Raw genomic sequence first — 22,704 nt, forward strand, 5'->3', positions numbered from 1 at the left:
CTATGGGATCGAAAAGCCCTTCTTTCTGGACAAACGCCCCAGTATCGCTATGCCGCCCCCTCCGCAATATGTGCATCGGAGTGGAGTTTTCAGTCATGGGTTACAAGGTCGTCGTCGTCGGAGCCACCGGGAATGTGGGCCGCGAAATGCTGACCATTCTCGCCGAGCGCGAGTTCCCGATTGACGAGATCGCGGCGGTCGCATCGCCGCGGTCGCAGGGCACCGAAATCGAATTCGGTGAAACCGGCAAGATGCTCAAATGCAAGAATATCGAACATTTCGACTTTACCGGCTGGGATATCGCCCTGTTCGCCGCCGGGTCCGGCCCAACGGCTGAATATGCGCCCAAGGCTGCGGCGGCCGGCTGCGTCGTGATCGACAATAGCTCGCTCTATCGCATGGACCCGGACGTTCCGCTGGTCGTGCCGGAGGTGAACCCGGAAGCGGTCGATGGCTATACGAAGAAGAATATCATCGCCAATCCCAACTGCTCGACCGCGCAGATGGTGGTGGCCTTGAAGCCTTTGCATGACGCAGCGACGATCAAGCGTGTCGTCGTTGCTACCTACCAGTCGGTTTCCGGCGCGGGGAAGGCTGGCATGGACGAGTTGTTCGAGCAGAGCCGCAACATCTTCGTCGGTGATCAGGCCGAACCCAAGAAGTTCACCAAGCAGATCGCCTTCAACGTGATCCCGCATATCGACGTTTTCCTGGACGATGGATCGACCAAGGAAGAATGGAAGATGGTGGCGGAGACGAAGAAGATCCTCGACTCGAAGGTCAAGGTCACGGCGACATGCGTGCGCGTGCCGGTCTTTGTCGGCCACAGCGAGGCGCTCAATATCGAGTTTGAAAAGGAGATTTCGGCGAAGGAAGCGCAGGATATCCTGCGCGAGGCGCCGGGCATCATGCTCGTCGACAAGCGGGAGGATGGCGGTTACGTCACGCCTGTCGAATGCGTCGGTGATTATGCGACCTTCATCAGCCGGGTGCGGGAAGATTCGACGGTCGAAAACGGCCTCAACATCTGGTGCGTCAGCGATAATCTGCGCAAGGGCGCGGCTCTGAACGCCGTGCAGATCGCCGAACTGCTGGGACGCCGTCACCTCAAAAAGGGCTGATCGCCCGATGGTAGCCGGCGTTGGCGGAGCGTGGCGTTCTTTGCCGCGCCCGCAACGCCGGATGATCCTGCTGCTGCTGGCGGCCATCGCGATCGCCAATGTCGCGCAACCCTTTCCCGATCTCGCACCGCTTCAACATGGCCCGACCCTTGTTCTCGCGCTAGTCGCCCCCTGGTTGCTGCAGCGCTGGCCCTTGTCCGATCGGGCGGTGGGCTGCGTCTGGCTGTTTCTGTTGCTCCATAGTTTCGCCGCCAGGTGGATTTACAGCTATGTGCCTTATGACGATTGGGCGCGACTGCTGACCGGTCATGATATCTCCGGGCTTCTGGGCCTGCGCCGCAATGGCTTTGACCGCCTTGCGCATTTTGCATTCGGCGCGTTGCTGATGGCGCCCTTGGCGGAAGTCGTGCAGAGGTATGGCAGGATGGCACACCGCTGGAGCCTCGCCTTCGCCTTTGCCGCCGTCGGGCTTGGCAGCGCGCTCTATGAAGTCTTCGAATGGCTGTTGACCATCGTCGCGGCGGGCGGGACGGCCGATTACCATAATGGTCAGCAGGGCGATCTCTGGGATGCGCAAAAGGATATGGCGATCGCGCAGGCCGGCGCTGCGCTGACAGTCATACGCCTGTTGCGCCAAGGCGGGCGACCCCATATCGGCAAGCTGCATTTGCCGGAAAAGGAACAGCATTGATGACCGACCTGCCGATCGAACGTCATGACATCAAGGGGGTCGACGGCCTGCCAATCGCCGTGCATATGGTCGGGCAGGGGCGGGACCTGGTGCTGATCCATGGCTATTTCTCCAATGCATGGACCAACTGGATCCGTTATGGCCATGCTGCAAAGCTGGTAGAGGCGGGATTTCGGCTGATCCTGCCGGACCTGCGCGGTCACGGGGAAAGTGCAAAGCCGCATGACGCCGCCGCCTATCCGCCAGACGCACTGACCGATGACAATCTCGGACTTATCGAACAGCTGGGCCTGACCGATTATGACCTTGGCGGTTATTCCCTCGGCGCGCGTACCACTGTGCGGATGCTGGCGCGCGGCGCGACACCCCGCCGCGTGATCTTGAGCGGCATGGGGTTGCGCGGCCTTACCCAGACGCTCGACAATGGCGGCTATTACACCAATGTCCTCACCAATCTCGGCACTTTCACGCGCGGCACGTCGGAATGGATGACCGAAGCCTTTTTGAAAACGACCAAGGGCGATCCGGTCGCGCTACTGCATATTCTCAAGACCTTTGTCGACACGCCCGCTGACGTCATCGCCAATTTCCCGCAGCGCGCGGCTGTCATCTGCGGTGCGGACGACGACAGCAACGGCAGCGCGCATGAGTTGGCGGACATTTTGCGCGACGGCCGCTATCTCGAAGTGCCCGGCAATCATATGAACGCCGTGACGCGCAAGGAGCTGGGGCAGGCGATGGTGGATTTCCTCACCGCTTGACTGTGTCGGTGGAGCAAGTCAGTCTCCCGGCATAACGTTCAGGGGACTATCCATGAAAATCGCGATTTCGCTGGCCGCGCTTGCGGCCGCCCTTGTTGCAACGCCTGCGCTGGCGCAGGCCGTACCCCCCGCTGCGCCTACAGCGACGGAAGCGGAAGCCTTCCTGACCAAGGCGGAAAAGGCGCTGTTCGACCAGTCGATCATCAGCGGCCGGGCGGCATGGATCAACGCAACCTATATCACCGACGACACGGACGCGATCGCATCCTATTTCGGGGCGATCGATACCAGGCAGCGGGTCGATTTCGCGCTGGAGGCGGCGAAATATGCCGCCGCGCCGGGCCTGTCCGCTGAAACAAAGCGACGGCTCAACCTGTTGCAGACCGCGTTGACGCTGCCCGCGCCGACAACGCCCGGCGCCGCTGAGGAACTGAACGAACTCGCGACGAAGCTTCAGTCGGCTTATGGCAAGGGCAAGGGAACGCTCAAGGGCCAGCCGATCAACGGCAGCGATATTGAGGAGCAGATGGGGATCAACCGCAATCCCGATGAGCTCAAGGAAATGTGGGTCAGCTGGCACGACAATGTCGGCGCGCCCATGCGCGACGATTATGTCAAACTGGTCGGCATTGCGAACGCCGGGTCCAAGGAACTGGGCTTTACCGATACAGGTGCCATGTGGCGTTCGAAATATGACATGCCCGCCGACGACTTCGCCAAGCTGACCGACAAGATCTGGGCCGAGGTCAAACCGCTCTATGACGAGTTGCATTGCTACACGCGCACCAAACTGAACGAAAAATATGGCGATGCGGTGCAGCCAGCGACCGGGCCGATCCGCGCCGACCTGCTGGGCAATATGTGGGCGCAGGAATGGGGCAATATCTATGATATCGTCGCGCCCGCAGGCGCCGGCGACCTTGGCTATGACGTTACCGAATTGCTAGCCGCCAAGGGCTATGACCCGGTCAAGATGGTCAAGGCCGGCGAGGGTTTCTACAGCTCGCTCGGCTTCGATCCGTTGCCGCAGACATTCTGGGAACGCTCTCAGATCGTCAAGCCCCGGGACCGTGAAGTCGTCTGCCATGCATCGGCCTGGGACCTCGACAACAAGGACGATATCCGCATCAAGATGTGCACCAAGGTGAATGGCGACGACTTCGTCACCATCCATCATGAATTGGGACATAATTACTATCAGCGCGCCTACCAGATTCAGAAACCGCTCTATCTGGACGGGGCCAATGACGGCTTCCACGAAGCGATCGGCGATTTCATCGCCTTGTCCATCACCCCCGATTATCTGGTGAAGATCGGCCTGCTCGATCCTGCCAAGGTGCCCGGCGCGGACAAGGATCTAGGGCTGCTCTTGCGCCAAGCCATGGACAAGGTCGCATTCCTGCCCTTTGGCCTGCTGATCGACAAATGGCGCTGGGGCGCGTTCGACGGGTCCATCCCGCAGGACCAATATGAAAAGGGCTGGAACGACCTGCGTCTGCAATATCAGGGCATCGTGCCGCCAGTTCCGCGTGATGAAACGAAGTTCGATCCGGGCGGCAAATATCATATTCCCGGGAACACGCCCTACACCCGCTATTTCCTGGCCCGTGTGCTGCAATTCCAGTTTTACGAAGCGGCCTGCCGCCAGGCTGGCTGGAAGGGCCCGCTGCACCGCTGCTCCTTCTATGGCAACAAGCAGGTGGGCGAAAAGCTCAACGCCATGCTGGAAATGGGCGCGTCGAAACCATGGCCCGACGCGTTGCAGGCTTTCACGGGCAAGCGGGAAATGTCGGGCAAGGCGTTGGTCAATTATTTCGCGCCATTGCAGAAGTGGTTGATCGAACAGAATAAAGGCAAGTCTTGTGGCTGGTAAGCCGGAGTAAAAGTCGGTAAACGGCCGCTTAATGAGTGGGCCGGCTATCCTTCTTTCGCTGCTTTTTGGAACTGCCGTTGTGACGACGATCGCCCTGGCGATCGCCTTCGCACATTTCGGGAGGCAAAGGCATGTCCTGACATGGACCGCATCCTATGGTGCCGGCATCCTGCAGTGGCTGGCCAATGCCGCCGGCTTTTTCCTGCAAAGCGCCGCAATGTTCATCGTCACCGGAATCACGCTGATCGTCAGTGCGTCGCTGCTGGCGATCGGCATCCGGCAACGGTCCGGTCGGCCCGTGAACATCATGGCCTTTGCCGTCCCGGCGACCGTCGTATGTGTCGCGATTGCGGTCGCGATTGGCGTTTTTGGCAATCAGATCATGCAAGGCATGATCATTCCGACCTATGTCGGGCTGTTGCTGCTCGTCAGCGCAGCGTCGCTCTGGCCGCTCGACCGGGCGATGACGCCCCCGGAAAAGGCGCTTTTCGCCTGCCTCATCCTCTTTGCGCTGTGTCAGTTGGCGCTGGCTGTTTCGGCGACCTTCATTCGCAGTGCGACTGAAGGGAAGGATTTGTACCGCAATATCCTGAGCCTGGGTATGCCGACAATCTATGTCGGCACGGCCATTTCCGCTGTGCTGGTGGTCGCGGGCGACCTTGCCCAGCAATTGCGCAGCCAGATGCGCCATGATTCGCTGACGGAAGTGCTCAATCGTCGCGGGCTGGAAGAAGCCGCGGCTCAGGCCATCGCCCAGGCGCGCCGCCATGACCGCCCCCTGTCCCTCGTCATTTGCGACCTTGATGGGTTCAAGGCGCTCAATGATACGTACGGGCATATTGCCGGGGATCATGCGCTCAAGGGCTTCGCGCGATTACTGACGCTGGCGGTGCGTCGCGGTGACATCGTCGGGCGGATGGGCGGCGACGAGTTCGGCCTGTTGCTGCAGGATAGCGACGCGCAGGCGGCCGCCGACGTGATGGAGCGGGTGCGGCTCGAGGTCGCCCATCTGTCCTTGCCGCGTGTCCCCGATGGCACGTTGCGCGCCAGCTTTGGCGTTGCCGCCTTGCTTGCCGACGATCGGACCTTGGAAGACATGGTCCATCGCGCCGACGCGGCGCTCTACACCGCCAAGAAGCTGGGCAAGAACCGCGTCAGCATTGCCAGCGCCGCCTGACCTGTCCTGTCAGCGGAATGGCGGTTCGTTAAAGGCGCGCAGCTTGCGACTGTGCAGTTTCGCGCCCTGCTGCCGCAGCAATTCGCACGTCATGATGCCGACGCGCAAATGCCCGGCTATCGCCTCCTCATAGAAACGGTTGGCCTGGCCCGGCAGCTTGAGTTCGCCATGAATGGGCTTGTCCGACACGCACAATAGCGTTCCGTACGGCACGCGAAAGCGATAGCCCTGCGCCGCAATCGTGGCTGATTCCATGTCGATCCCGACGGCGCGCGACAGGCTGAACCGCAGCGCGGAATGCGAATAGCGCAATTCCCAGTTGCGATCATCGGTCGTCACCACGGTGCCGGTGCGCAGGCGGCGCTTGAAATCTTCGGCATCGTTGCCGCCCAGCACGGTTTCCGCGGCGCTTGCCATCGCAACCTGCACTTCCGCGATCGCCGGCACGGGAATTTCCGGCGGCAGCATCGCGTCCAACACCTTGTCATCGCGCAGATAGGCGTGGGCCAGCACATAATCGCCGATGCGCTGGCTGGGGCGCAGTCCGCCGCAATGGCCGATCATCAGCCAGGCTTCGGGACGCACCACGGCCAGATGATCGCAGATCGTCTTGGCATTGGCCGGTCCGACGCCGATGTTGACCAGTGTGATGCCACTGCGATCGGGTGCCATCAGGTGATAGGCCGGCATCTGATGCTTGCGCCAGGCGCCTTCGGCAATGGCGGCATGGGGATCAGCGGTGTCTTTCGAGACATAGACGCCGCCCGCGCCCGACAGGCCCGTGAACCGGCTGCCTTCGCGTTGCAGTTCACCGCACGCCCAAGCGACGAATTCATCGACATAGCGATGATAGTTGGTGAAAAGGATGTAGCGCTGAACATGCTCGGCCGGTGTGCCGGTATAATGTTTCAGCCGCGCCAGGGAGAAGTCGGTTCTCAAGCCATCGAACAGGGCGAGGGGCCTGTCGCCATCGGCATCCGGCATGAACAGGCCGTCGGCAATTTCATCGCCAATTTCCGCCAATTCGGTCGCCGGGAAATAGCGCGCCAGTTCCGTCGGCGGCGTCCCGTCCAGCGCATTGATGTCCAGTCCATCAAGAACATAGGGGAAGGGGATTTGCTGGTCGCTGGGGCCGACTTCGACCTCCACGCCATAGTCGCGCACCAGCAGGTCGATCTGTTCGGCGAGATATTCCGCGAACATGGCGGGCCGCGTGATCGTGGTCACATAGCGCCCCGGTTTGGACAGGCGCGCGAAAGAGCGGCCCAGCGGAGGCACGTCGCTGTCGCGCCGGTAAGTGATGCGCAGCTCGGGATAGCAGAAGCGGCGGTCGCTGCGGGCTTCCGGGGGCGGCACGCTGCCATCGCGTGCATAAGCGCGCATCGCCTCGCGCAGCGTTTCAATCGCGGTCTGATAAATCTGGTCGAGTTGCCCGACCGTGGCTTTGCCGATGCTCTTTGTCATCACCTCCCGTTACCGCCTTTCGATGACGGAAGGAAGACCGCGCGCCAGTTCGATGAAACGTGGCGCGCGGGGAGGAGAATCAAAGCTTTTCGAGCATATATTCCGCCGAGGAAACCTTGAAATCACCCGGTTCTTCGACATTGAGATCTTCGACGACGCCGTCCGTGACAATCATCGAAAAGCGCTGGCCCCGCGTTCCCAGACCAAATTTGCTGCCGTCCATGGTCAGGCCCACTGCCTTGGCGAACTCACCATTGCCATCGGCCAGCATCGTCACCTTGCCGTCTGCGCCGGCCGACTTGCCCCAGGCGCCCATGACGAACGCGTCATTGACGGCGGTGCAGGCGATTTCATCGACGCCCTTGGCTTTGAGCGCATCGGCCTTGTCGATGAAGCCGGGCAGATGCTTGGCCGAGCAAGTGGGTGTGAAGGCGCCCGGCACGGAGAAGATGGCGACCGTCTTGCCGCTGAAATAATCATCCGACGATACCGGCTCCGGGCCGTTTTCCGTCATCTTGGTGAAGGTGGTGCTTGGGATGCGCTCGCCCTTGGAAATCGTCATGCTGTGTCTCCTGCCTATCTACGCGGCGGGAGGTCGGTTGCGACCGGCGGGATGTCAAGGCGTGACCGCATGAATATGGCGGGTCGCCCCGCTCGGCAGCCCGGCCGTGCTTGGCAAGCCGGGGAAGCCCTCTATATTCCTCATATGGATCAAGCCCAATTTTACGGCGGCAATTTCTTGCTCGCGCTTCCCGGCATGCAGGATCAGCGGTTCGATCATTCGGTGCTGGCCCTGTGCGTGCACGATGCCGATGGTGCGCTGGGCATCGCTGTGAGTGAGGAGATGGAGGGTCTTGGGCTGCGCGAGTTGCTGGAGAGCTTCGATATCGACGCCAGCAAGGTTCCGGACACACCCGTGCTGCGCGGCGGCCCGGTGGAGCCGCGACGGGGCTTCGTGCTTCATTCGCTCGATTGGGCCGGGCAGGACATGATGCAGGTCAATAATCTTTGGGGTCTGTCGGGTTCTCTCGACATATTGAAGGCGATCGCCGAACAGCGCGGGCCCAGCCGCTATCTCGTCGCGCTGGGCTATGCTGGCTGGGGCGCGGGTCAGCTTGAGGAAGAAATGACCGGCGAAAGCTGGTTTCTGGCGCCCGGCAACGCTGACCTTTTGTTCGACACGCCGGCACGCCGCAAATGGGCGGCGATCTTTGCGGCGTCGGGCGTGGATTCCACGCATTTGGTCGGTGGGGCGGGATTGGCATGATGCGCCGGCATTACGCTACATAAAGAAAACTTTATATTGAGTTGCCTTGGTTGGCGCCGATTGGTAAAGCGCTGCTCATCCCGCCGCCGGATCGTCCGCCGGCGCGCATCTGATATTTCAAGAATGGAGACGCCCGTGGCCACCGCCCCCGCTGCCCAGACCCAGGATTATGTGATTGCCGACATCGGCCTTGCCGGCTTTGGCCGCAAGGAAATCGAGATTGCAGAAACCGAAATGCCCGGCCTCATGGCCCTGCGCCAGGAATTCGGTTCGACCAAGCCGCTGAAGGGTGCGCGGATCACCGGTTCGCTGCACATGACGATCCAGACCGCCGTGCTGATCGAGACGTTGGCGGATTTGGGCGCGGAACTGCGCTGGGCCTCGTGCAACATCTTTTCGACCCAGGACCACGCCGCTGCCGCCATCGCCACGCGCGGCATCCCCGTGTTCGCCATCAAGGGCGAAACGCTGGAGGAATATTGGGACTATGTCGTCAAGATTTTCGACTGGGGTCAGGATACGACCTGCAACATGATCCTGGACGATGGCGGCGACGCCACCATGTTCGCCCTGTGGGGCGCACGGGTCGAGGCGGGCGAGGAGCTGTTCACCCCGACCAATGAGGAAGAGGAAATCTTCGTCGCGACGCTGAAGCGTTTTCTGGCTGAACGGCCCGGCTACCTCACCAAGACCGTTCAGGCGATCAAGGGTGTGTCGGAGGAAACCACGACCGGCGTCCACCGCCTGTATGAACTGGCCAAGAAGGGCAAGCTGCCGTTCCCGGCGATCAACGTGAACGACAGCGTCACCAAGTCGAAGTTCGACAATCTCTATGGCTGCAAGGAAAGCCTGGTCGACGCGATCCGTCGCGCCACCGACGTCATGCTGGCGGGCAAGGTCGCGGTCGTCGCCGGCTTTGGCGATGTGGGCAAGGGCAGCGCCGCCTCGCTCCGTAATGGCGGCGCACGCGTTCTCGTGACGGAGGTCGATCCCATCTGCGCCCTTCAGGCGGCGATGGAAGGCTATGAGGTCGTGACGATGGAAGAGGCCGCCCCCCGCGCCGATATCTTCGTCACCGCGACCGGCAATGCCGACGTCATCACCGTCGATCATATGCGCGCGATGAAGAATATGGCGATCGTCTGCAATATCGGTCACTTCGACAGCGAGATCCAGATTGCGGGCCTCAACAATATGAAGTGGACCGAGATCAAGCCGCAGGTCGACGAGGTCGAATTTGCCGATGGCAAGAAGATCATCGTGCTGGCCAAGGGCCGCCTGGTGAATCTAGGCTGCGCGACCGGCCACCCCAGCTTCGTGATGTCGTCCAGCTTCACCAACCAGGTGCTGGCCCAGATCGAACTGTGGACCAAGGCGGACGACTATAAGAACGAGGTCTATGTCCTTCCCAAGCATCTCGATGAGAAGGTCGCCGCGCTTCATCTGGAGAAGCTGGGCGTCAAATTGTCCACGCTGAGCCAAAAGCAGGCCGACTATATCGGCGTGCCGGTCGAAGGCCCCTTCAAGCCCGACCATTATCGCTACTAAGCGCGACACCTGAAAAGGGGAGGCGAAATGCCTCCCCTTATGGGATGGCCCGCCCCTTTTCCCCGGCATCAGGTATGATGCCGGTGCTTGAAAAGGAAAGGAGCGGACCGATGTCTATTGTTATCCTTGGCGTTGATTTGGGCAAGAATGCCTGCAGTGTCGTAGGCGTTGATGCAGCAGGCGCTGTCATCGTGCGTAAGTCGATGCGCCGACAGACACTTATCGATTACGTGACCAAGCTTCCGGCTTGCGTGATTGCAATGGAGGCGTGCTGTGGTGCCCACAACCTTGGTCGCCTTTTCGCCGCGCAGGGGCACGAAATCAGATTGATGTCGCCGGAGTACGTACGCCCGTATGTCAAAGCGCAGAAGAATGATGATCGTGATGCGGAGGGGATTGCCGAGGCCGCCTCGCGCCCGACTATGCGCTTCGTCGAACTCAAGACTCAGGAGCAGTTGGACATCCAGACCCTCCACCGCGTCAGGTCCCGCCTGGTAGCCGAGCGCACAAACCTTATCAACCAACTGCGGGCGATCCTCCTGGAGCGGGGGACCATTTTTCCGGCCGGCCGGCGCAAGCTGGAGTTGGGCATTGATGCCATGCTGGCCGCCGAAGATACGGCCCTATCACCACGCTTGAAGCAACTGGTGGGTGAACTGCGCGCCGAATGGCACGAACTTGATACCAAGGTCGAGGCACTGAACGGCGAGTTTGTCGAACTGGCTCGCAATGATGCAGCTGCCCGGCGGCTCACGTCCATCCCCGGCATCGGCACGTTGAACGCAACCGCTTTGATTGCAGCCGTGGGCGATGCCAGCAGCTTTGCCAAAGCGCGAGACTTGGGTGCTTGGCTCGGCTTGGTACCCAGGCAACATACTACCGGCGGCAAGCCCCGGCTGCTCGGCATCTCCAAGCGTGGCAACACCTATTTGCGCACTTTGCTCATCCATGGCGCCCGGGCAGCATTACCGTCACTGGCGCGCAGCGAAACCCCGCTGGGACGTTGGTTGACAGGAATGATCGAGCGAGGAGTTCATCGCAACGCAATCGTCGTCGCATTGGCTAATAAACTGGCGCGGATCGCTTGGGCAGCCCTTCGCAAAGAAGTGAGCTTCGAACGCGGCTATCCAGCAGCGGCATAACGGATCGGCTGCGTGCTTCTGCGCGCGTAGCCCAACGATGTTTGCAGGAAGGATCGTGAAGATGGCCTGACAGTCGATCGGCGTCTGGAAAGCCCGGGCAAAAAAATGGCACCTGTTGCCGGTTCCCTTATTGTGGCTCCAGACGTGCGGATGTCCATCTTGGCCACGGGATGCTCCCGTGAGACCGCATACGTTGACGCAGACTGATCAGAACACCGTAAAATCCTACTTGCAAACGGGGCGGGCCATACGTTTTTTTACGCCCATTGACCCCATTCTACCTATGAATCTTTGAGTCCACCGCTTCCCGCTCCGCGCGTTCTGCGTTAGGTCGGTCGCAGATATGACGAGCAACGGGCAGGTAGCGCAGATGGGGGCCAATCGCCGATGACGGCGCTGTCGCCTGTAGCCGCGATGATTTTGGGCATTGTGCTCGCCCTCTGGCTGGGCGCGGCCATCTGGGCGGTGATGAGCGGTCAGCGCATGCGTCGGGACGGCACGCAGTCGCAGGGCAAGATCGACCGTCTGACCATGTTGCTGGCGTCAGCGCCGGCGGCGCCGGTAATTGTCCATCCCGATGGACGACTGGAGGCGGCGGACAGGCTCGCCAAATGGCTCGGCCGCACCCGCGCGCCCAATTTTCTTTCAGAATTGACCGCCGAAGATGGCGGGATTGAGCCCGAAGACGCCGCGGCGCTTTCGCAGGATATTGCCGCGGCCCAGCGCGCCGGCAAAAGCTTTGCCCGTGCTGTTCGTGGCGTCAATTCCACCCGGCTTCTGCTCGTTCGCGGTGCGCCTGCTGGGCCCGAACTGGCGGAGAGCGGCGGGGCACTGCTATGGGTTTTTGACGCTACTGACAGTCAGGCCGAAATCCAGTCGTTGCGAAGTCAGGTCGCGCAATTGCGGGAGGCACTGGAGGCGCTTGCGGGCTTGGTGGAAGCGGCGCCCTTCCCGATGTGGCATCGCACCTCCGACCTGCGGCTCAGCCTTGTCAACAGCGCCTATGTCCGCGCCGTCGATGCCGAGGATGCTGCCGATGTCATCACTCAGGGCATCGAACTGGTCGAATCGGTGGGCGGCGTCCCACCGGAAGCCGCCGCAGCCGATGCGATGGCGCGCGATCAATTGGTCGAACGCATGGTGCCCGCCACGATTGACGGCGAACGCCGGATGATGCGCGTCGTCGACGTGCCGCTGGGGGAGGCTGGCATCGCTGGTTACGCGGTCGATCAGCACGAACTGGAACAAGCGCGGGTAGAGGGCCGGCGCATCGAAGCGGCGCAACGCGACCTGCTCGACCGCTTGTCCGCAGGCGTCGCCCGCTTCGGCCCCGACCGCACGCTGCGCTTCTGGAATCAGCCGTTCATGAGCCTATTCGGCCTGCGGCAGGAGGCGCTTGCGGACGCGCCGGTTTTCGAGCGGGTGCTGGACCAGATGCGCGACGCCCGCCGCCTGCCCGAGCATCGTGATTTCCCGGCCTGGCGGTCCGAGCGGCGCGACTGGTTCCTGTCGCCTGAACCTCTGGAAGAGAATTGGCTGCTTCAGGACGGCACCCATTTGCGCGTCTATGCCCAGCCGCTTCCCGATGGCGGGTTGCTGCTGATTTTCGAGGACCGGACGGAACAGGTGCAACTGTCGAGCGCGCGGGACACGCTGCTGCGCGTTCGGACAGCGACATTTGATAATCTGTTCGAATCGATCGGCGTCTTTGCCGCGGATGGTCGCCTGCAAATGTGGAACAGCCGGTTCCGTATGATCTGGGGCGCGAGCGAGGAACTGCTAGCCACCCATCCGCGCATCGACGACCTCATGCGCGATGTGCAATCCTGCCTCGCCAAGCCCGAGCAAGGCAATCTGGTCCGCGAACTGGTGCGCGCCGCCACGGTGGAGCGCAAGCAGCGCATGGGGCATGTCGGCTTTGCCGATGGCCGCATTTTCGAATTTGCCGCCATTCCGCTGCCCGACGGCAATGCGCTGTTCACCATGTTGGATGTGACGGACAGCCGCCGGGTCGAGCAGGTGCTGCGCGATCGCAATGAAGCGCTGGAGCAGGCGGACAAGATCAAGACCGCCTTCGTCACCAATATGAGCTATGAATTGCGCACGCCGCTGACGACCATAGCGGGGTTCGCCGAAATGATGAGCGCGGGCTATGCAGGCGAGCTGCCAGAACCGGCCAGGGACTATGTCGCCGGTATCCTTCAAAGCACGGGCCGTCTGTCGATGCTGATCGACAATGTGCTGGACCTGACCCAGAGCGAGGCAGGCACCTTGCCGATTGAGCGACTTCCCGTCGATCTTGGCGCGCTGGCCAGTGCGCGCGTCGAACGATTGCGGGGGGAAGCTGCGTCCAAGGGCATGGACCTGGCGCTCGACCTCACGCCCGCTATGGGCGTGGTGCGCGGGGACGAGCGGCGGATCGGCCAATGTATCGACCATCTGCTGGAAAACGCATTGACCTATTGCAGCCGGGGCGCGCGCATCCTGCTGCATGGCGATGGCACGGCCGACCGGGCGCGCATCGTCATTTCGGACAATGGGCCTGGCATTCCGACCGAGCGGCAGCAGGCCATTTTCGAGCCGCTGGTGCGGGCAGAACAAGCGCGAAACGGCGCGAAAGCAGGCATGGGTCTGCCACTGGCCCGCCAACTGGTGCAAGCCCATGGCGGGACGCTGGAGTTGGTGTCGAAAAAGGGGCAGGGGACGATGATCCTGATCGAACTGCCCCGTGGCTGACCGGACCATCGACCTGCCGCATGAGTCGGAGATGCTGGATCTTGGTCGGCGGCTCGCCCGGCACGTCCGGATCGGCGACGTGATCGCGCTGGAGGGCGGGCTTGGCGCGGGTAAGACCACGCTGGCGCGCGGGTTGCTGGAAGCGCTCGGTCTGCAAGGCGAAGCGCCCAGCCCCAGCTTCGCCATCGTCCAGCCCTATGATGTGCCGGAAGTCAGGCTGCCGGTCGCGCATGTCGATCTGTATCGGCTGGACGATGTCGCGGAAACGGAAGAACTGGCGCTGGGCGACTATCTGATGGACGCGCTGCTGTTGATCGAATGGCCCGACCGGCTGGGAGCTTCGCTTTGGCCGCACAGCCTGCGCCTTACCATAGAGATATTGGAGGACGGCGCGCGACGCTTGACAGCGGACGTGCCGGACGCTTGGACGGACCGATGGTCCCAGATTTGATCCCGCCCGTTGCCGCCCCTGCTTTTCTCGCTCAGGCGGGCTGGGGTGATGCAGCAATCCTGCCGCTGGCGTGCGACGCATCCTTCCGCCGCTATTTCCGTGTGGTCCGGTCAGACGGGCAGGCCGTGTTGATGGATGCGCCGCCGCCGCAGGAAGATCCGCGTCCCTTCATCGCGATCGCCGAACGCTTGCGACAGGACGGCTTTGCCGCGCCGCGCATCTTGGCGCGCGATCTGGAACGGGGATTGGTGCTGATCGAGGATTTCGGCGACCTGCGCGTCAAGGAACATCTGGACGTGCATCCAGGCGACGAATTGTCCGTCTATACGCGCGCTGTCGACCTGCTTGCGGAACTGCATCGGTTGCCGCCCGCCGATTTGCCCCCCTATGATCGCGCTGTCTACCAGCGCGAAACCGGTTTGCTGACGGAATATTTCTGCCCCTCTGTCGGCCTCTCGGTCGATGTCGATGCCTATGTCGGCGCGTGGGATCAGGTGCTACCTCTGGTCGAGCAATCGGTCAGCGCGCCGGTCACAGTGCTGCGCGATTATCATGCCGAAAATATCATGCTGATCGACGATCCGACGTCGCACGGCCTGGGGCTGCTCGATTTCCAGGACGCGCTGGTCGGCCATCCGGCCTATGATCTTGTATCCCTGTTGCAGGATGCGCGGCGCGACGTGCCGTTGGCGGTGGAAGCTGCGATGCTCGATCATTATCGCGCCATCGCGTCGCCGCCCGCGGACTTCGACGCGGCCTATGCCGTATTGGGCGCTCAGCGCAACGCCAAGATCATCGGCATCTTCACGCGCCTTTGGAAGCGCGATGGCAAGCCGCGCTATCTGTCCTATCTGCCGCGCATGTGGGGTCTGCTAGAGCGCGATCTGGCCCATCCCGCGTTGGCGCCGGTCGCGTCGTGGTTTGCCCAGAATATCCCGGCGGAAAAGCGGCATCGCGCGCTTGAAGCCCACGCGCTGGCATAAGGCGGCGACTATGATCGATACGGCGATGCTGATGGCGGCGGGGCTGGGGAAACGGATGCGCCCGCTTACCGCCACACGCCCAAAACCCCTGGTCAAAGTGGCGGGCAAGCCCCTGATGGACCATGCCCTCGATCGGCTGGAGGCCGGGGGCGTGCGCAAGGTGGTCGTCAACGTCCATTATCTCGCTGACACGGTCGAAGCCCATCTCAAGGCGCGGCGGTGCGGGATGGAATTCATCGTTTCTGATGAGCGCGCCAAGCTGCTGGAAACAGGCGGCGGTCTCATGCAGGCCAAGCCCTTGCTCGGCGATCAGCCCTTCTTCTGCGTCAACAGCGACAATTTCTGGGTGGATGGGCCAGCGGAAACCTTTGCCATGATGCGCCGGGTCTGGGACCCTGTCCGCATGGATGCGCTGCTGCTGCTCGTGCCGCAGGCGCGCGCCTATTGCCATAGCGGAATGGGCGACTTTCGGATGGACGCGGATGGCCGGTTGACCCGGCGCCGGGAAGGGCATGTGGCGCCTTTCGTCTATATCGGCATTCAGATATTGTCGCCCACGCTGCTGGCCGACCCGCCGGGGGACGTTTTTTCCACCAATATCTTCTGGAATCGGGCGATCGAGGCGGGCCGGTTATACGGCGTATCTCACCAGGGATTATGGTTTGATGTCGGGACGCCGGCGGCGATCCCGGTGGTGGAATCCACGCTCGCTTATGGGTGAACGCGGCCGGCCTGCCCTGTTCACCATTCCGGCGCACCGCGCCTTTGCCGACGCGCTGGTGACGGGGCTGCTGGCACAGCATCGCGGCGACGTGATGGCTCTGGCACAGGCCATGGTCCTGTTGCCCAACAATCGCGCCATTCGTGCCGTTCGCGACGCTTTCGTGCGGCAATCGGGCGGCGGACTGCTGCTTCCCCGCCTGATAGCGATTGGCGATCCCGATCTGGGTGAACAAGTTGGGGGCGCGCTCGACCCGCTGGGCGAAGAGGAGCCGATCCCACCTGCTATCTCGCCGATGCGGCGGCACATGATGCTGGCGCGCATGGTGCAGGATGTTCGGCCCGACGTCGATGCCGGTCAGGCTCTCCAACTTGGCCAAGCCCTCGGCTCGGTACTCGACCAAATGCAGGTTGAACGGGTGAAACCCCACGCGCTGCGCGATCTGGATCTTTCAGCCGACCTGTCACGGCACTGGCAGGCATCGCTGGCGCTGTTCGAAATACTGATCACGCGCTGGCCCGCCGAGCTGGAACGGATCGGGTGCATCGATCTGGCTGACCGGCGCAACCGGCTGTTTGATCGGCTCGCGGCTCGATGGACGCTCCATCCGCCAGCCAGTCTTGTCACCGCCGCCGGCATTTCCACCACTGCGCCCGCGGTCGCGCGCCTGCTGCGCTGTATCGCCCAGATGCCCCGCGGCATGGTGGTGTTCGCCGGCCTGGACCAGCATATGGATGCCGATGCCTGGGACGCCATTGGCCCGTTCGAGGCCGATCCGATCACCGGACAGCGGGCGCCCGGCCATGAAAGCCATCCGCAATATGCGCTGAAGCGGTTACTCGACCGCATGAGCGCGACGCGCGACGACGTAGCGCAGTGGCGCTGGGGCAGCGAGCATGACGCGCGCGCGGTGCGGGGGCGCAATATCTCCAACGCGATGCTGCCACCCCGCTTCACAAGCCGCTGGCGCGACCTCAAGACGGCGGATCGATCTCTCGCGGGGGTCGAGGCATTGGAAGTGGCAACGCCGGGTGAGGAGGCGCAGGCGATCGCCATCGCCCTTCGGGAAGCTCTGGAAACGCCGGGTCGCACCGCAGCGCTCGTGACGCCGGACCGGTCGCTGGCGACCCGCGTATCGGCGCATCTGCGCCGCTGGGGCATCGAAGCGGACGATAGCGCCGGGCAGCCGCTCTCGCGCCTCCCTCCCGGAACCTTGCTGATCGCGATCGCCGAGGCAGTGGCCGAACGGTTTGCGCCGGTGCCGCTGCTGACATTGCTCAAGCATCCGCTGGTAATGCGTGGTGACGGGCGGATCGCCTGGCTGGAAGGGGTGCGCGGGCTCGACCTGTTGCTCCGTGGGCCGCGTCCGCAGGCCGGGCTTTTGGGCATAGACCTTCTGCTGCGGCCCCGCAATGACGATCGGCATCGCGCGCTACGCGAACAGGTGCGCGCCTGGTGGCCAGCGGCCCGCGTCTTGCTGGAGCCGCTTGAAAACGCGTTCGCCGCGCCATCTGGCCTCGCCGGTCAGCTCGCCGCGCTGCGGGAGAGCGCGAGCGCCTTGTCAGCGGATGCGATCTGGGCGGGGCATCATGGTCACGCCGCCGCCGATCTGTTCGCGGAGATGGAGGCCGCCGCGCCGGAAGGGCCACGGCAGGCTGATGTCCGCGCCTTGTCCGCGCTGCTGGATGACATGATGAGCGGCCTGTCGGTTCGCCCGCCGCAGGGCGGCCATCCGCGGCTGGCCGTCCTGGGTCTGATCGAAGCGCGCCTCACTCAAGCTGATCTGATGATCCTTGGCGGCCTCAATGAAGGGGTCTGGCCGGGCCTGCCAGCGCCGGACCCTTGGCTCGCACCACGCATCCGTCGCGACCTGGGCCTGCCAGGATTGGAGACGCGCATCGGTCTTGCCGCGCATGATTTTGCCGGCGCATTGGGGGCGCCACGGGTGCTGATCACGCGCGCGCGACGGGGCAGTGGCGGTCCAGCGGTGGCGTCGCGCCTCTGGCTGCGGCTCAAGGCCATGGCTGGACCACAATGGAAGACCGCCGATCGCTATGCAGCAATGGCTCGAGGCATGGATGCGCCATCGGCTTATGCCCCAGCCAGACGTCCTGCGCCGTCGCCCCCTTTGACTGCCCGGCCGCGCGTCATTCCCGTAACGGATGTCGACCGGTTGAAGGCCGACCCTTTCGCCTTTTACGCACGCCGCATCCTGCGCCTTTCGCGGCTCGATCCTGTCGATGCCGACGCCGGCCCGGCCTGGCGCGGGACGGCGGTTCATAACGTGCTACAACGCTGGGCGGAAGCAGGCACGCTTGACCCCACCGACCTCGAAGCACGGGCCCGCGCCATGTTCGACCAGCCCGAAGTCCACCCGCTGCTCAAGGCCCTGTGGCAACCGCGCCTCATCGAATCCATCCGGTGGATCGCGGAAGAAGTTGCGCGTGACAAGGCTGAAGGCCGCGTGATTCTTTCGGTCGAACAAGAAGGCCGGGCGGAGGTCGCGGGAGTCACGCTGATGGGGAAAGCCGACAGGCTAGATCGGCTGGCGGACGGTCGGATCGGCATCATCGATTACAAGACCGGCAAACCGCCCAGCGCGCGGCAGGTGAAGGCGGGCTTTTCCCTGCAACTGGGCCTTCTTGGCGTGATCGCGGAAATGGGCGGCTTTGAGGGGCTAGAGCCGATGCCAAAGGCCGGCGATTTCGAATATTGGTCGCTCGCGAAGAAGGGGGATCAGTTCGGCTACCGTGAACGGCCGGTCGATCCGATGGGCAAGCGCGACAAGATCGTCACAGACGAGTTCAGGGCCCATGCCCATGCGCATTTTGAAACGCTGGCGAACGACTATCTGCTCGGTAGCGCCCCATTCGTCGCGCAGCTCAATCCGGAGGTCGCCAACTATGGCGATTATGACCAGCTGATGCGGCTGGAAGAATGGTATGGCCGCGACGATGGCTAAGGCGGGCGCGCTTCAGAAACTGCTAGGCGATCAGGCGCGGGCTGCCGCGCCCGACGCCCATGTGTGGCTTTCGGCATCGGCAGGCACGGGCAAGACTCACGTCCTTACCGCGCGCGTATTCCGTCTGCTGCTGCAGGGGGTGCGGCCGGAAAATATCCTTTGCCTGACCTTCACCAAAGCGGGCGCGGCCGAAATGGCCGACCGCATCCATGACCGGCTGGCGGCCTGGGTCCAGATGGATGGGCCATCGCTCGCCACGGACCTGATGGCGCTGGGCGAGGATCATGGCCCGGACATGCAGAATCACGCCCGCCGTCTGTTCGCCGAGGTGCTGGAGTCCACCGGCGGGCTGCGCATTCAGACCATCCACGGTTTTTGCCAGCAATTGCTGACGGCCTTTCCCTTGGAGGCCGAATTGGTGCCGGGGTTCCGCCCGTTGGACCAGCGCGAGCAATCCGCCTTGGCGCGTCAAACGCTGGCGGACCTGGTCGTGCGCGCCCAGGAAGAGGGCGACGACGCGTTGATGACCGCGCTGCAAGCGCTCAGCCTGCGATTGGGCGAAGGGGGTGCGGAAGGCTTCCTGCTGCGCTGCGCTGCGCGCGCAGAGGCGCTGGACGCCTTGCCGGCAGACATCGGCCCATGGATCGCCGCTGAACTCGGCCTGCCGGACGGTGACGTGGACCAATGGCTGGCCGATCAGTGCCGTGACGAGATATTCGACATGCCGGCGCTTGACTGGATCGTGCGCGCCAATGTCGACTGGGGCAAGGGACGTGGGCTGGAAAGATGCGACCGCATCGCCGCCTGGCGCGCGCTCGACCCGGCGGACCGTGCCGCGGGGCTGGCCGATTTGCATCGCGCCTGGGCCAAGGCGGATGGCGACATCATCGATGCCAAGGGGTGGGTGCCACCGATCGACGGCTATGGCGACATGGCGTCGCGTTTGCACAGTCGCTGCGGCGAACTGATCGCCCTTAAGCTGCGCGCAGACTATGCCGCCCTGCTCGCCCAGGCCCTCTACGCCGGGCGGGCCTATGCGCGCGATTATGCGAGGGCCAAACATATGGCCGGCGCGGTCGATTTCGATGATCTGATCGCGCGCGCGGCCGCGCTGCTGGAGCAACCCGGCATCGCCGAATGGATACGCTACAAGCTCGACCAGCGCATCGACCATATATTGGTCGACGAAGCACAGGACACGAACGTTCGGCAATGGACGATTGTCGCCGCTTTGGCCGGAGAATTTTTTGCTGGAGATGGCGCGAAGGAAGGCCGAATTCGAACTATCTTCACGGTCGGCGACTATAAACAGGCCATCTTCGGCTTCCAAGGAACTAGCCCTCAGTCATTTAGATTAGCCGAAAGGGTATTTAATAAGCATGCCGTAGAGGCTGGACATGACTTTTTCAATTTGTCGCTTGATCGAAGTTTTAGATCTACGCCAGCAGTGCTCGAAGTGGTGGACAGGACTATCTCGTTCCTGCGTAGCGAGCGTCTTGGGTTAGACAATGCTGACGTTCATCATGAAAGTGCAAACCGTTTTCCTGGCGAAGTAAAATTATGGAAGCCAATTACACCGGACATATCGGAACACTTGGAAGGCGAGGAGGATTGGGCAGATAAGCAGGAGCGAAAGCTGGCCAAACAGATCGCAATCCAAATCCGGCAATGGATCGACGATGGCGTGATGCTGGAAAGCCGCGGGCGGCCAGTGCGCGCGAGCGACATCATGATCCTGGTGCGCCGACGCAGCGAACTGGCGCGGCTTATCGTTGCGCGCCTGTATGAAGAACAGGTCGCGGTCGCGGGTATCGACCGGCTGCGCCTCAATGCCCCCTTGGCCGTGCGTGACCTGCTTGCGGCGTTGCGGTTCGCGGTTCAGCCCGAGGACGAACTCAACCTGGCGTCCTTGCTCGTCTCGCCGCTGATCGGTTGGACGCAGGAAGAGCTGATGCAGCGGCTGGTCGGGCGTCGGACGGGTCTGTGGCGGCATCTGACCCAGACGCTGGATGACGGGACACTACAGCCCTTGCGCGATCTGCTGGGGGTCGCAGATTTTTCGACGCCCTACCGCTATCTGGAGGCGATATTGTCCGGGCCGATGGACGGCCGTCGCAAGCTGATCGCGCGTCTGGGGGCGGAAGCCGCCGATCCGATCGAGGAACTGCTGAACGCGGCGCTCGCCTTCGAACAGGACGACCATCCCTCGCTCCAACGCTTCATCGACTGGTTCGACCGGGGCGAGGTGGAAATCGTGCGCGATGCGGCAGGGCAGGGGGATATGCTGCGGTTGCTGACGGTGCATGGCGCGAAGGGATTGCAAGCGCCGATCGTCATCCTAGCCGACGCCTGCCTGGACCCGGATGCGGGTAATCGCGCCGACATGCTGGAATGGCAGGGTTTGCCCATCCTCCCACCGCGCAAGGCGGAACGGCAGGGACCGATCGGCGAGGTGGCGGAAGAGGCGGCCGCGATCGAGCGGGAGGAGCATTGGCGCCTGCTTTATGTGGCGCTGACCCGGGCCGAAGAAAAGCTGGTGGTTGCCGGATCATTGGGGCCACGGGCAAAGGGGGAAGTGAAGCCGGAAAGCTGGTTCGCCGCAGTCGAAGGTGCGATGGCATCGCTCGGCGCGGAGTGGGAGGCAGACCTGCTATGGGGCGCTTCGCGGCGCTGGCGCGGCGCGGAGCCATTGCCTCCCAAGGAGGCAATGGTCGAGGATGCGTCTGCCGAACTGGCAATCGACATGCCGTCCTGGCTGCGACAGGCCGCGCCCGCCGAAGCGCGGCCGCCGCGACCGCTGGCGCCGTCGGCTCAGGTAGAGGATGATGTTCCTTATCCGCCGCCCACGCCTGCAATGCGAGCGGCGGCGGAGCGCGGTCGCTGGTTGCATGCCCTGTTCGAACGGCTGCCAGCCCTTGCGCCGGATCAGCGCGCCCAGGCTGCCGACCGCTGGCTGACGCATCAGGGGCTTGCCGACCCAGCGGCGAGACAGATGCTGATCGAACAGGCGTTGCGCGTGATCGGCGCGCCGGATTTCAAGGACCTGTTTGGACCGGACGCTCTCGCAGAAGCGCCGATAGCGGCGGTGGTGGGCGAAGCGGTGATCGCCGGCACGGTGGATCGCCTGTGCATCGGACCGGATCGTGTCCAGTTCGTCGATTTCAAGACGGGTCGGATCGCACCGGCGACGCTGGACGACGTGCCGACCTCCCACCTGCGCCAGATGGCGGCCTATGCGTCGGCGCTGGGCGTCATCTTTCCCGGCCGCCGGATCGAGGCCGGCTTGCTCTATACCAGCGTCCCGCGCCTTATTGCGCTGCCAGCAGAGCTACTGGCGGCGCACAAGCCCGGCTTTGTCGAGGCGCAGGGAAATTTGCCGCTCCCGCCCGTTGAGCCGGCGGCTCGATCATCCTAGATATTGCGCCAAGCAAAGGAGATTTACTCATGGCCACCAAGGCAGTTACCGATGTCAGCTTCCAACAGGACGTGATCGCCGCCGACAAGCCGGTGCTCGTCGATTTCTGGGCGGAATGGTGCGGTCCGTGCAAGATGATCGGTCCGGCGCTGGAGGAAATCTCCGAGGAACTGGGCGACAAGGTCACGATCGCCAAGATCAACATCGACGAAAACCCCGACGCGCCGGGCAAATATGGCGTGCGTGGTATCCCGACGATGATCTTGTTCAAGAATGGCGAAGTCAGCGCGACCAAGGTTGGCGCTGCGCCCAAGAGCGCGCTCAAGGGCTGGATCGAAAGCGTCCTGTAATGTGCTGACGCTCGCCGGGTGAATGGGAAGCCGCGCCGTCAA

At 62.9% G+C, this 22,704-nt stretch carries 17 protein-coding genes; 15 read left to right on the forward strand and 2 right to left on the reverse strand.

Annotated elements, in window-relative coordinates:
- Positions 1–95: 95 nt before the first annotated feature.
- The 5 genes from RLDS_RS38940 (at position 96) to RLDS_RS38960 (ending at position 5,623) form a co-directional block, all read left to right on the forward strand.
- Positions 96–1,121 carry an aspartate-semialdehyde dehydrogenase gene (locus RLDS_RS38940; RefSeq protein WP_021225837.1) on the forward strand — a complete coding sequence of 342 codons (1,026 nt, stop codon included), beginning with the start codon at positions 96–98 and terminating at the stop codon, positions 1,119–1,121.
- Positions 1,122–1,128: 7 nt separating this feature from the next.
- Entirely contained in the window at positions 1,129–1,812 is a 684-nt protein-coding gene (locus RLDS_RS38945; protein ID WP_031298000.1) for a DUF2238 domain-containing protein, read from the forward strand.
- Entirely contained in the window at positions 1,812–2,573 is a 762-nt protein-coding gene (locus tag RLDS_RS38950; protein ID WP_021225839.1) for an alpha/beta fold hydrolase, read from the forward strand. Before RLDS_RS38945 ends, RLDS_RS38950 begins: the two co-directional genes overlap by 1 nt.
- A gap of 52 nt (positions 2,574–2,625) precedes the next feature.
- Complete coding sequence (locus tag RLDS_RS38955) at positions 2,626–4,446, forward strand: M2 family metallopeptidase (protein WP_021225840.1); 1,821 nt, start codon at positions 2,626–2,628, stop codon at positions 4,444–4,446.
- A 79-nt stretch (positions 4,447–4,525) separates the two neighbouring features.
- Complete coding sequence (locus RLDS_RS38960) at positions 4,526–5,623, forward strand: GGDEF domain-containing protein (RefSeq protein ID WP_236616843.1); 1,098 nt, start codon at positions 4,526–4,528, stop codon at positions 5,621–5,623.
- 9 nt (positions 5,624–5,632) lie between these two features.
- On the opposite strand, the gene RLDS_RS38965 is transcribed toward RLDS_RS38960, so the two are convergent.
- Entirely contained in the window at positions 5,633–7,087 is a 1,455-nt protein-coding gene (locus RLDS_RS38965; RefSeq protein WP_021225842.1) for an AMP nucleosidase, read from the reverse strand.
- 79 nt (positions 7,088–7,166) lie between these two features.
- Entirely contained in the window at positions 7,167–7,649 is a 483-nt protein-coding gene (locus tag RLDS_RS38970; protein WP_021225843.1) for a peroxiredoxin, read from the reverse strand.
- 144 nt (positions 7,650–7,793) lie between these two features.
- Here RLDS_RS38970 and RLDS_RS38975 point away from each other — a divergent pair, with 144 nt between their 5' ends.
- The 10 genes from RLDS_RS38975 to trxA all read left to right on the forward strand — a co-directional run bounded on the left by RLDS_RS38975 (position 7,794) and on the right by trxA (position 22,662).
- Positions 7,794–8,354 (forward strand): YqgE/AlgH family protein, encoded by a 561-nt coding sequence (locus RLDS_RS38975; RefSeq protein ID WP_031298002.1) that lies wholly within the window; start codon positions 7,794–7,796, stop codon positions 8,352–8,354.
- Between the two features lie 135 nt (positions 8,355–8,489).
- Positions 8,490–9,902 (forward strand): adenosylhomocysteinase, encoded by a 1,413-nt coding sequence (ahcY, locus tag RLDS_RS38980; RefSeq protein WP_021225845.1) that lies wholly within the window; start codon positions 8,490–8,492, stop codon positions 9,900–9,902.
- Positions 9,903–10,012: 110 nt separating this feature from the next.
- A complete protein-coding gene (locus tag RLDS_RS38985) occupies positions 10,013–11,044 on the forward strand; it encodes an IS110 family RNA-guided transposase (protein ID WP_020818605.1) in 1,032 nt (343 codons plus the stop codon).
- A gap of 387 nt (positions 11,045–11,431) precedes the next feature.
- Entirely contained in the window at positions 11,432–13,780 is a 2,349-nt protein-coding gene (locus RLDS_RS38990) for a sensor histidine kinase (RefSeq protein WP_021225846.1), read from the forward strand.
- Entirely contained in the window at positions 13,773–14,231 is a 459-nt protein-coding gene (tsaE, locus tag RLDS_RS38995) for a tRNA (adenosine(37)-N6)-threonylcarbamoyltransferase complex ATPase subunit type 1 TsaE (RefSeq protein ID WP_021225847.1), read from the forward strand. The genes RLDS_RS38990 and tsaE overlap by 8 nt, the downstream gene beginning before the upstream one ends.
- Positions 14,228–15,214 carry an aminoglycoside phosphotransferase family protein gene (locus RLDS_RS39000; RefSeq protein WP_031298004.1) on the forward strand — a complete coding sequence of 329 codons (987 nt, stop codon included), beginning with the start codon at positions 14,228–14,230 and terminating at the stop codon, positions 15,212–15,214. The genes tsaE and RLDS_RS39000 overlap by 4 nt, the downstream gene beginning before the upstream one ends.
- Before the next feature lie 10 nt (positions 15,215–15,224).
- Positions 15,225–15,935, forward strand: coding sequence for a nucleotidyltransferase family protein (locus tag RLDS_RS39005; protein WP_021225849.1), 711 nt, complete (start codon positions 15,225–15,227; stop codon positions 15,933–15,935).
- Positions 15,928–18,897 carry a double-strand break repair protein AddB gene (addB, locus tag RLDS_RS39010; RefSeq protein WP_021225850.1) on the forward strand — a complete coding sequence of 990 codons (2,970 nt, stop codon included), beginning with the start codon at positions 15,928–15,930 and terminating at the stop codon, positions 18,895–18,897. The genes RLDS_RS39005 and addB overlap by 8 nt, the downstream gene beginning before the upstream one ends.
- Entirely contained in the window at positions 18,878–22,312 is a 3,435-nt protein-coding gene (gene addA / locus RLDS_RS39015; RefSeq protein ID WP_021225851.1) for a double-strand break repair helicase AddA, read from the forward strand. The genes addB and addA overlap by 20 nt, the downstream gene beginning before the upstream one ends.
- Positions 22,313–22,341: 29 nt before the next feature.
- Complete coding sequence (gene trxA, locus RLDS_RS39020; RefSeq protein ID WP_009821630.1) at positions 22,342–22,662, forward strand: thioredoxin TrxA; 321 nt, start codon at positions 22,342–22,344, stop codon at positions 22,660–22,662.
- The last annotated feature ends 42 nt before the right edge of the window (positions 22,663–22,704 follow it).

The sequence above is a fragment of the Sphingobium lactosutens DS20 genome, from assembly GCF_000445105.1.
Taxonomy (GTDB): Bacteria; Pseudomonadota; Alphaproteobacteria; order Sphingomonadales; family Sphingomonadaceae; genus Sphingobium; species Sphingobium lactosutens.

Coding starts and splice junctions, on each gene's coding strand:
- addA (WP_021225851.1), top strand. CDS start 18,878: ATGGCCGCGACGATGGCTAAGGCGGGCGCGCTTCAGAAACTGCTAGGC.
- RLDS_RS39005 (WP_021225849.1), top strand. CDS start 15,225: ATGATCGATACGGCGATGCTGATGGCGGCGGGGCTGGGGAAACGGATG.
- RLDS_RS38975 (WP_031298002.1), top strand. CDS start 7,794: ATGGATCAAGCCCAATTTTACGGCGGCAATTTCTTGCTCGCGCTTCCC.
- addB (WP_021225850.1), top strand. CDS start 15,928: ATGGGTGAACGCGGCCGGCCTGCCCTGTTCACCATTCCGGCGCACCGC.
- trxA (WP_009821630.1), top strand. CDS start 22,342: ATGGCCACCAAGGCAGTTACCGATGTCAGCTTCCAACAGGACGTGATC.
- RLDS_RS38990 (WP_021225846.1), top strand. CDS start 11,432: ATGACGGCGCTGTCGCCTGTAGCCGCGATGATTTTGGGCATTGTGCTC.
- RLDS_RS38945 (WP_031298000.1), top strand. CDS start 1,129: ATGGTAGCCGGCGTTGGCGGAGCGTGGCGTTCTTTGCCGCGCCCGCAA.
- RLDS_RS38955 (WP_021225840.1), top strand. CDS start 2,626: ATGAAAATCGCGATTTCGCTGGCCGCGCTTGCGGCCGCCCTTGTTGCA.
- RLDS_RS38985 (WP_020818605.1), top strand. CDS start 10,013: ATGTCTATTGTTATCCTTGGCGTTGATTTGGGCAAGAATGCCTGCAGT.
- RLDS_RS38965 (WP_021225842.1), bottom strand. CDS start 7,087: ATGACAAAGAGCATCGGCAAAGCCACGGTCGGGCAACTCGACCAGATT.
- RLDS_RS38970 (WP_021225843.1), bottom strand. CDS start 7,649: ATGACGATTTCCAAGGGCGAGCGCATCCCAAGCACCACCTTCACCAAG.
- RLDS_RS38940 (WP_021225837.1), top strand. CDS start 96: ATGGGTTACAAGGTCGTCGTCGTCGGAGCCACCGGGAATGTGGGCCGC.
- RLDS_RS38950 (WP_021225839.1), top strand. CDS start 1,812: ATGACCGACCTGCCGATCGAACGTCATGACATCAAGGGGGTCGACGGC.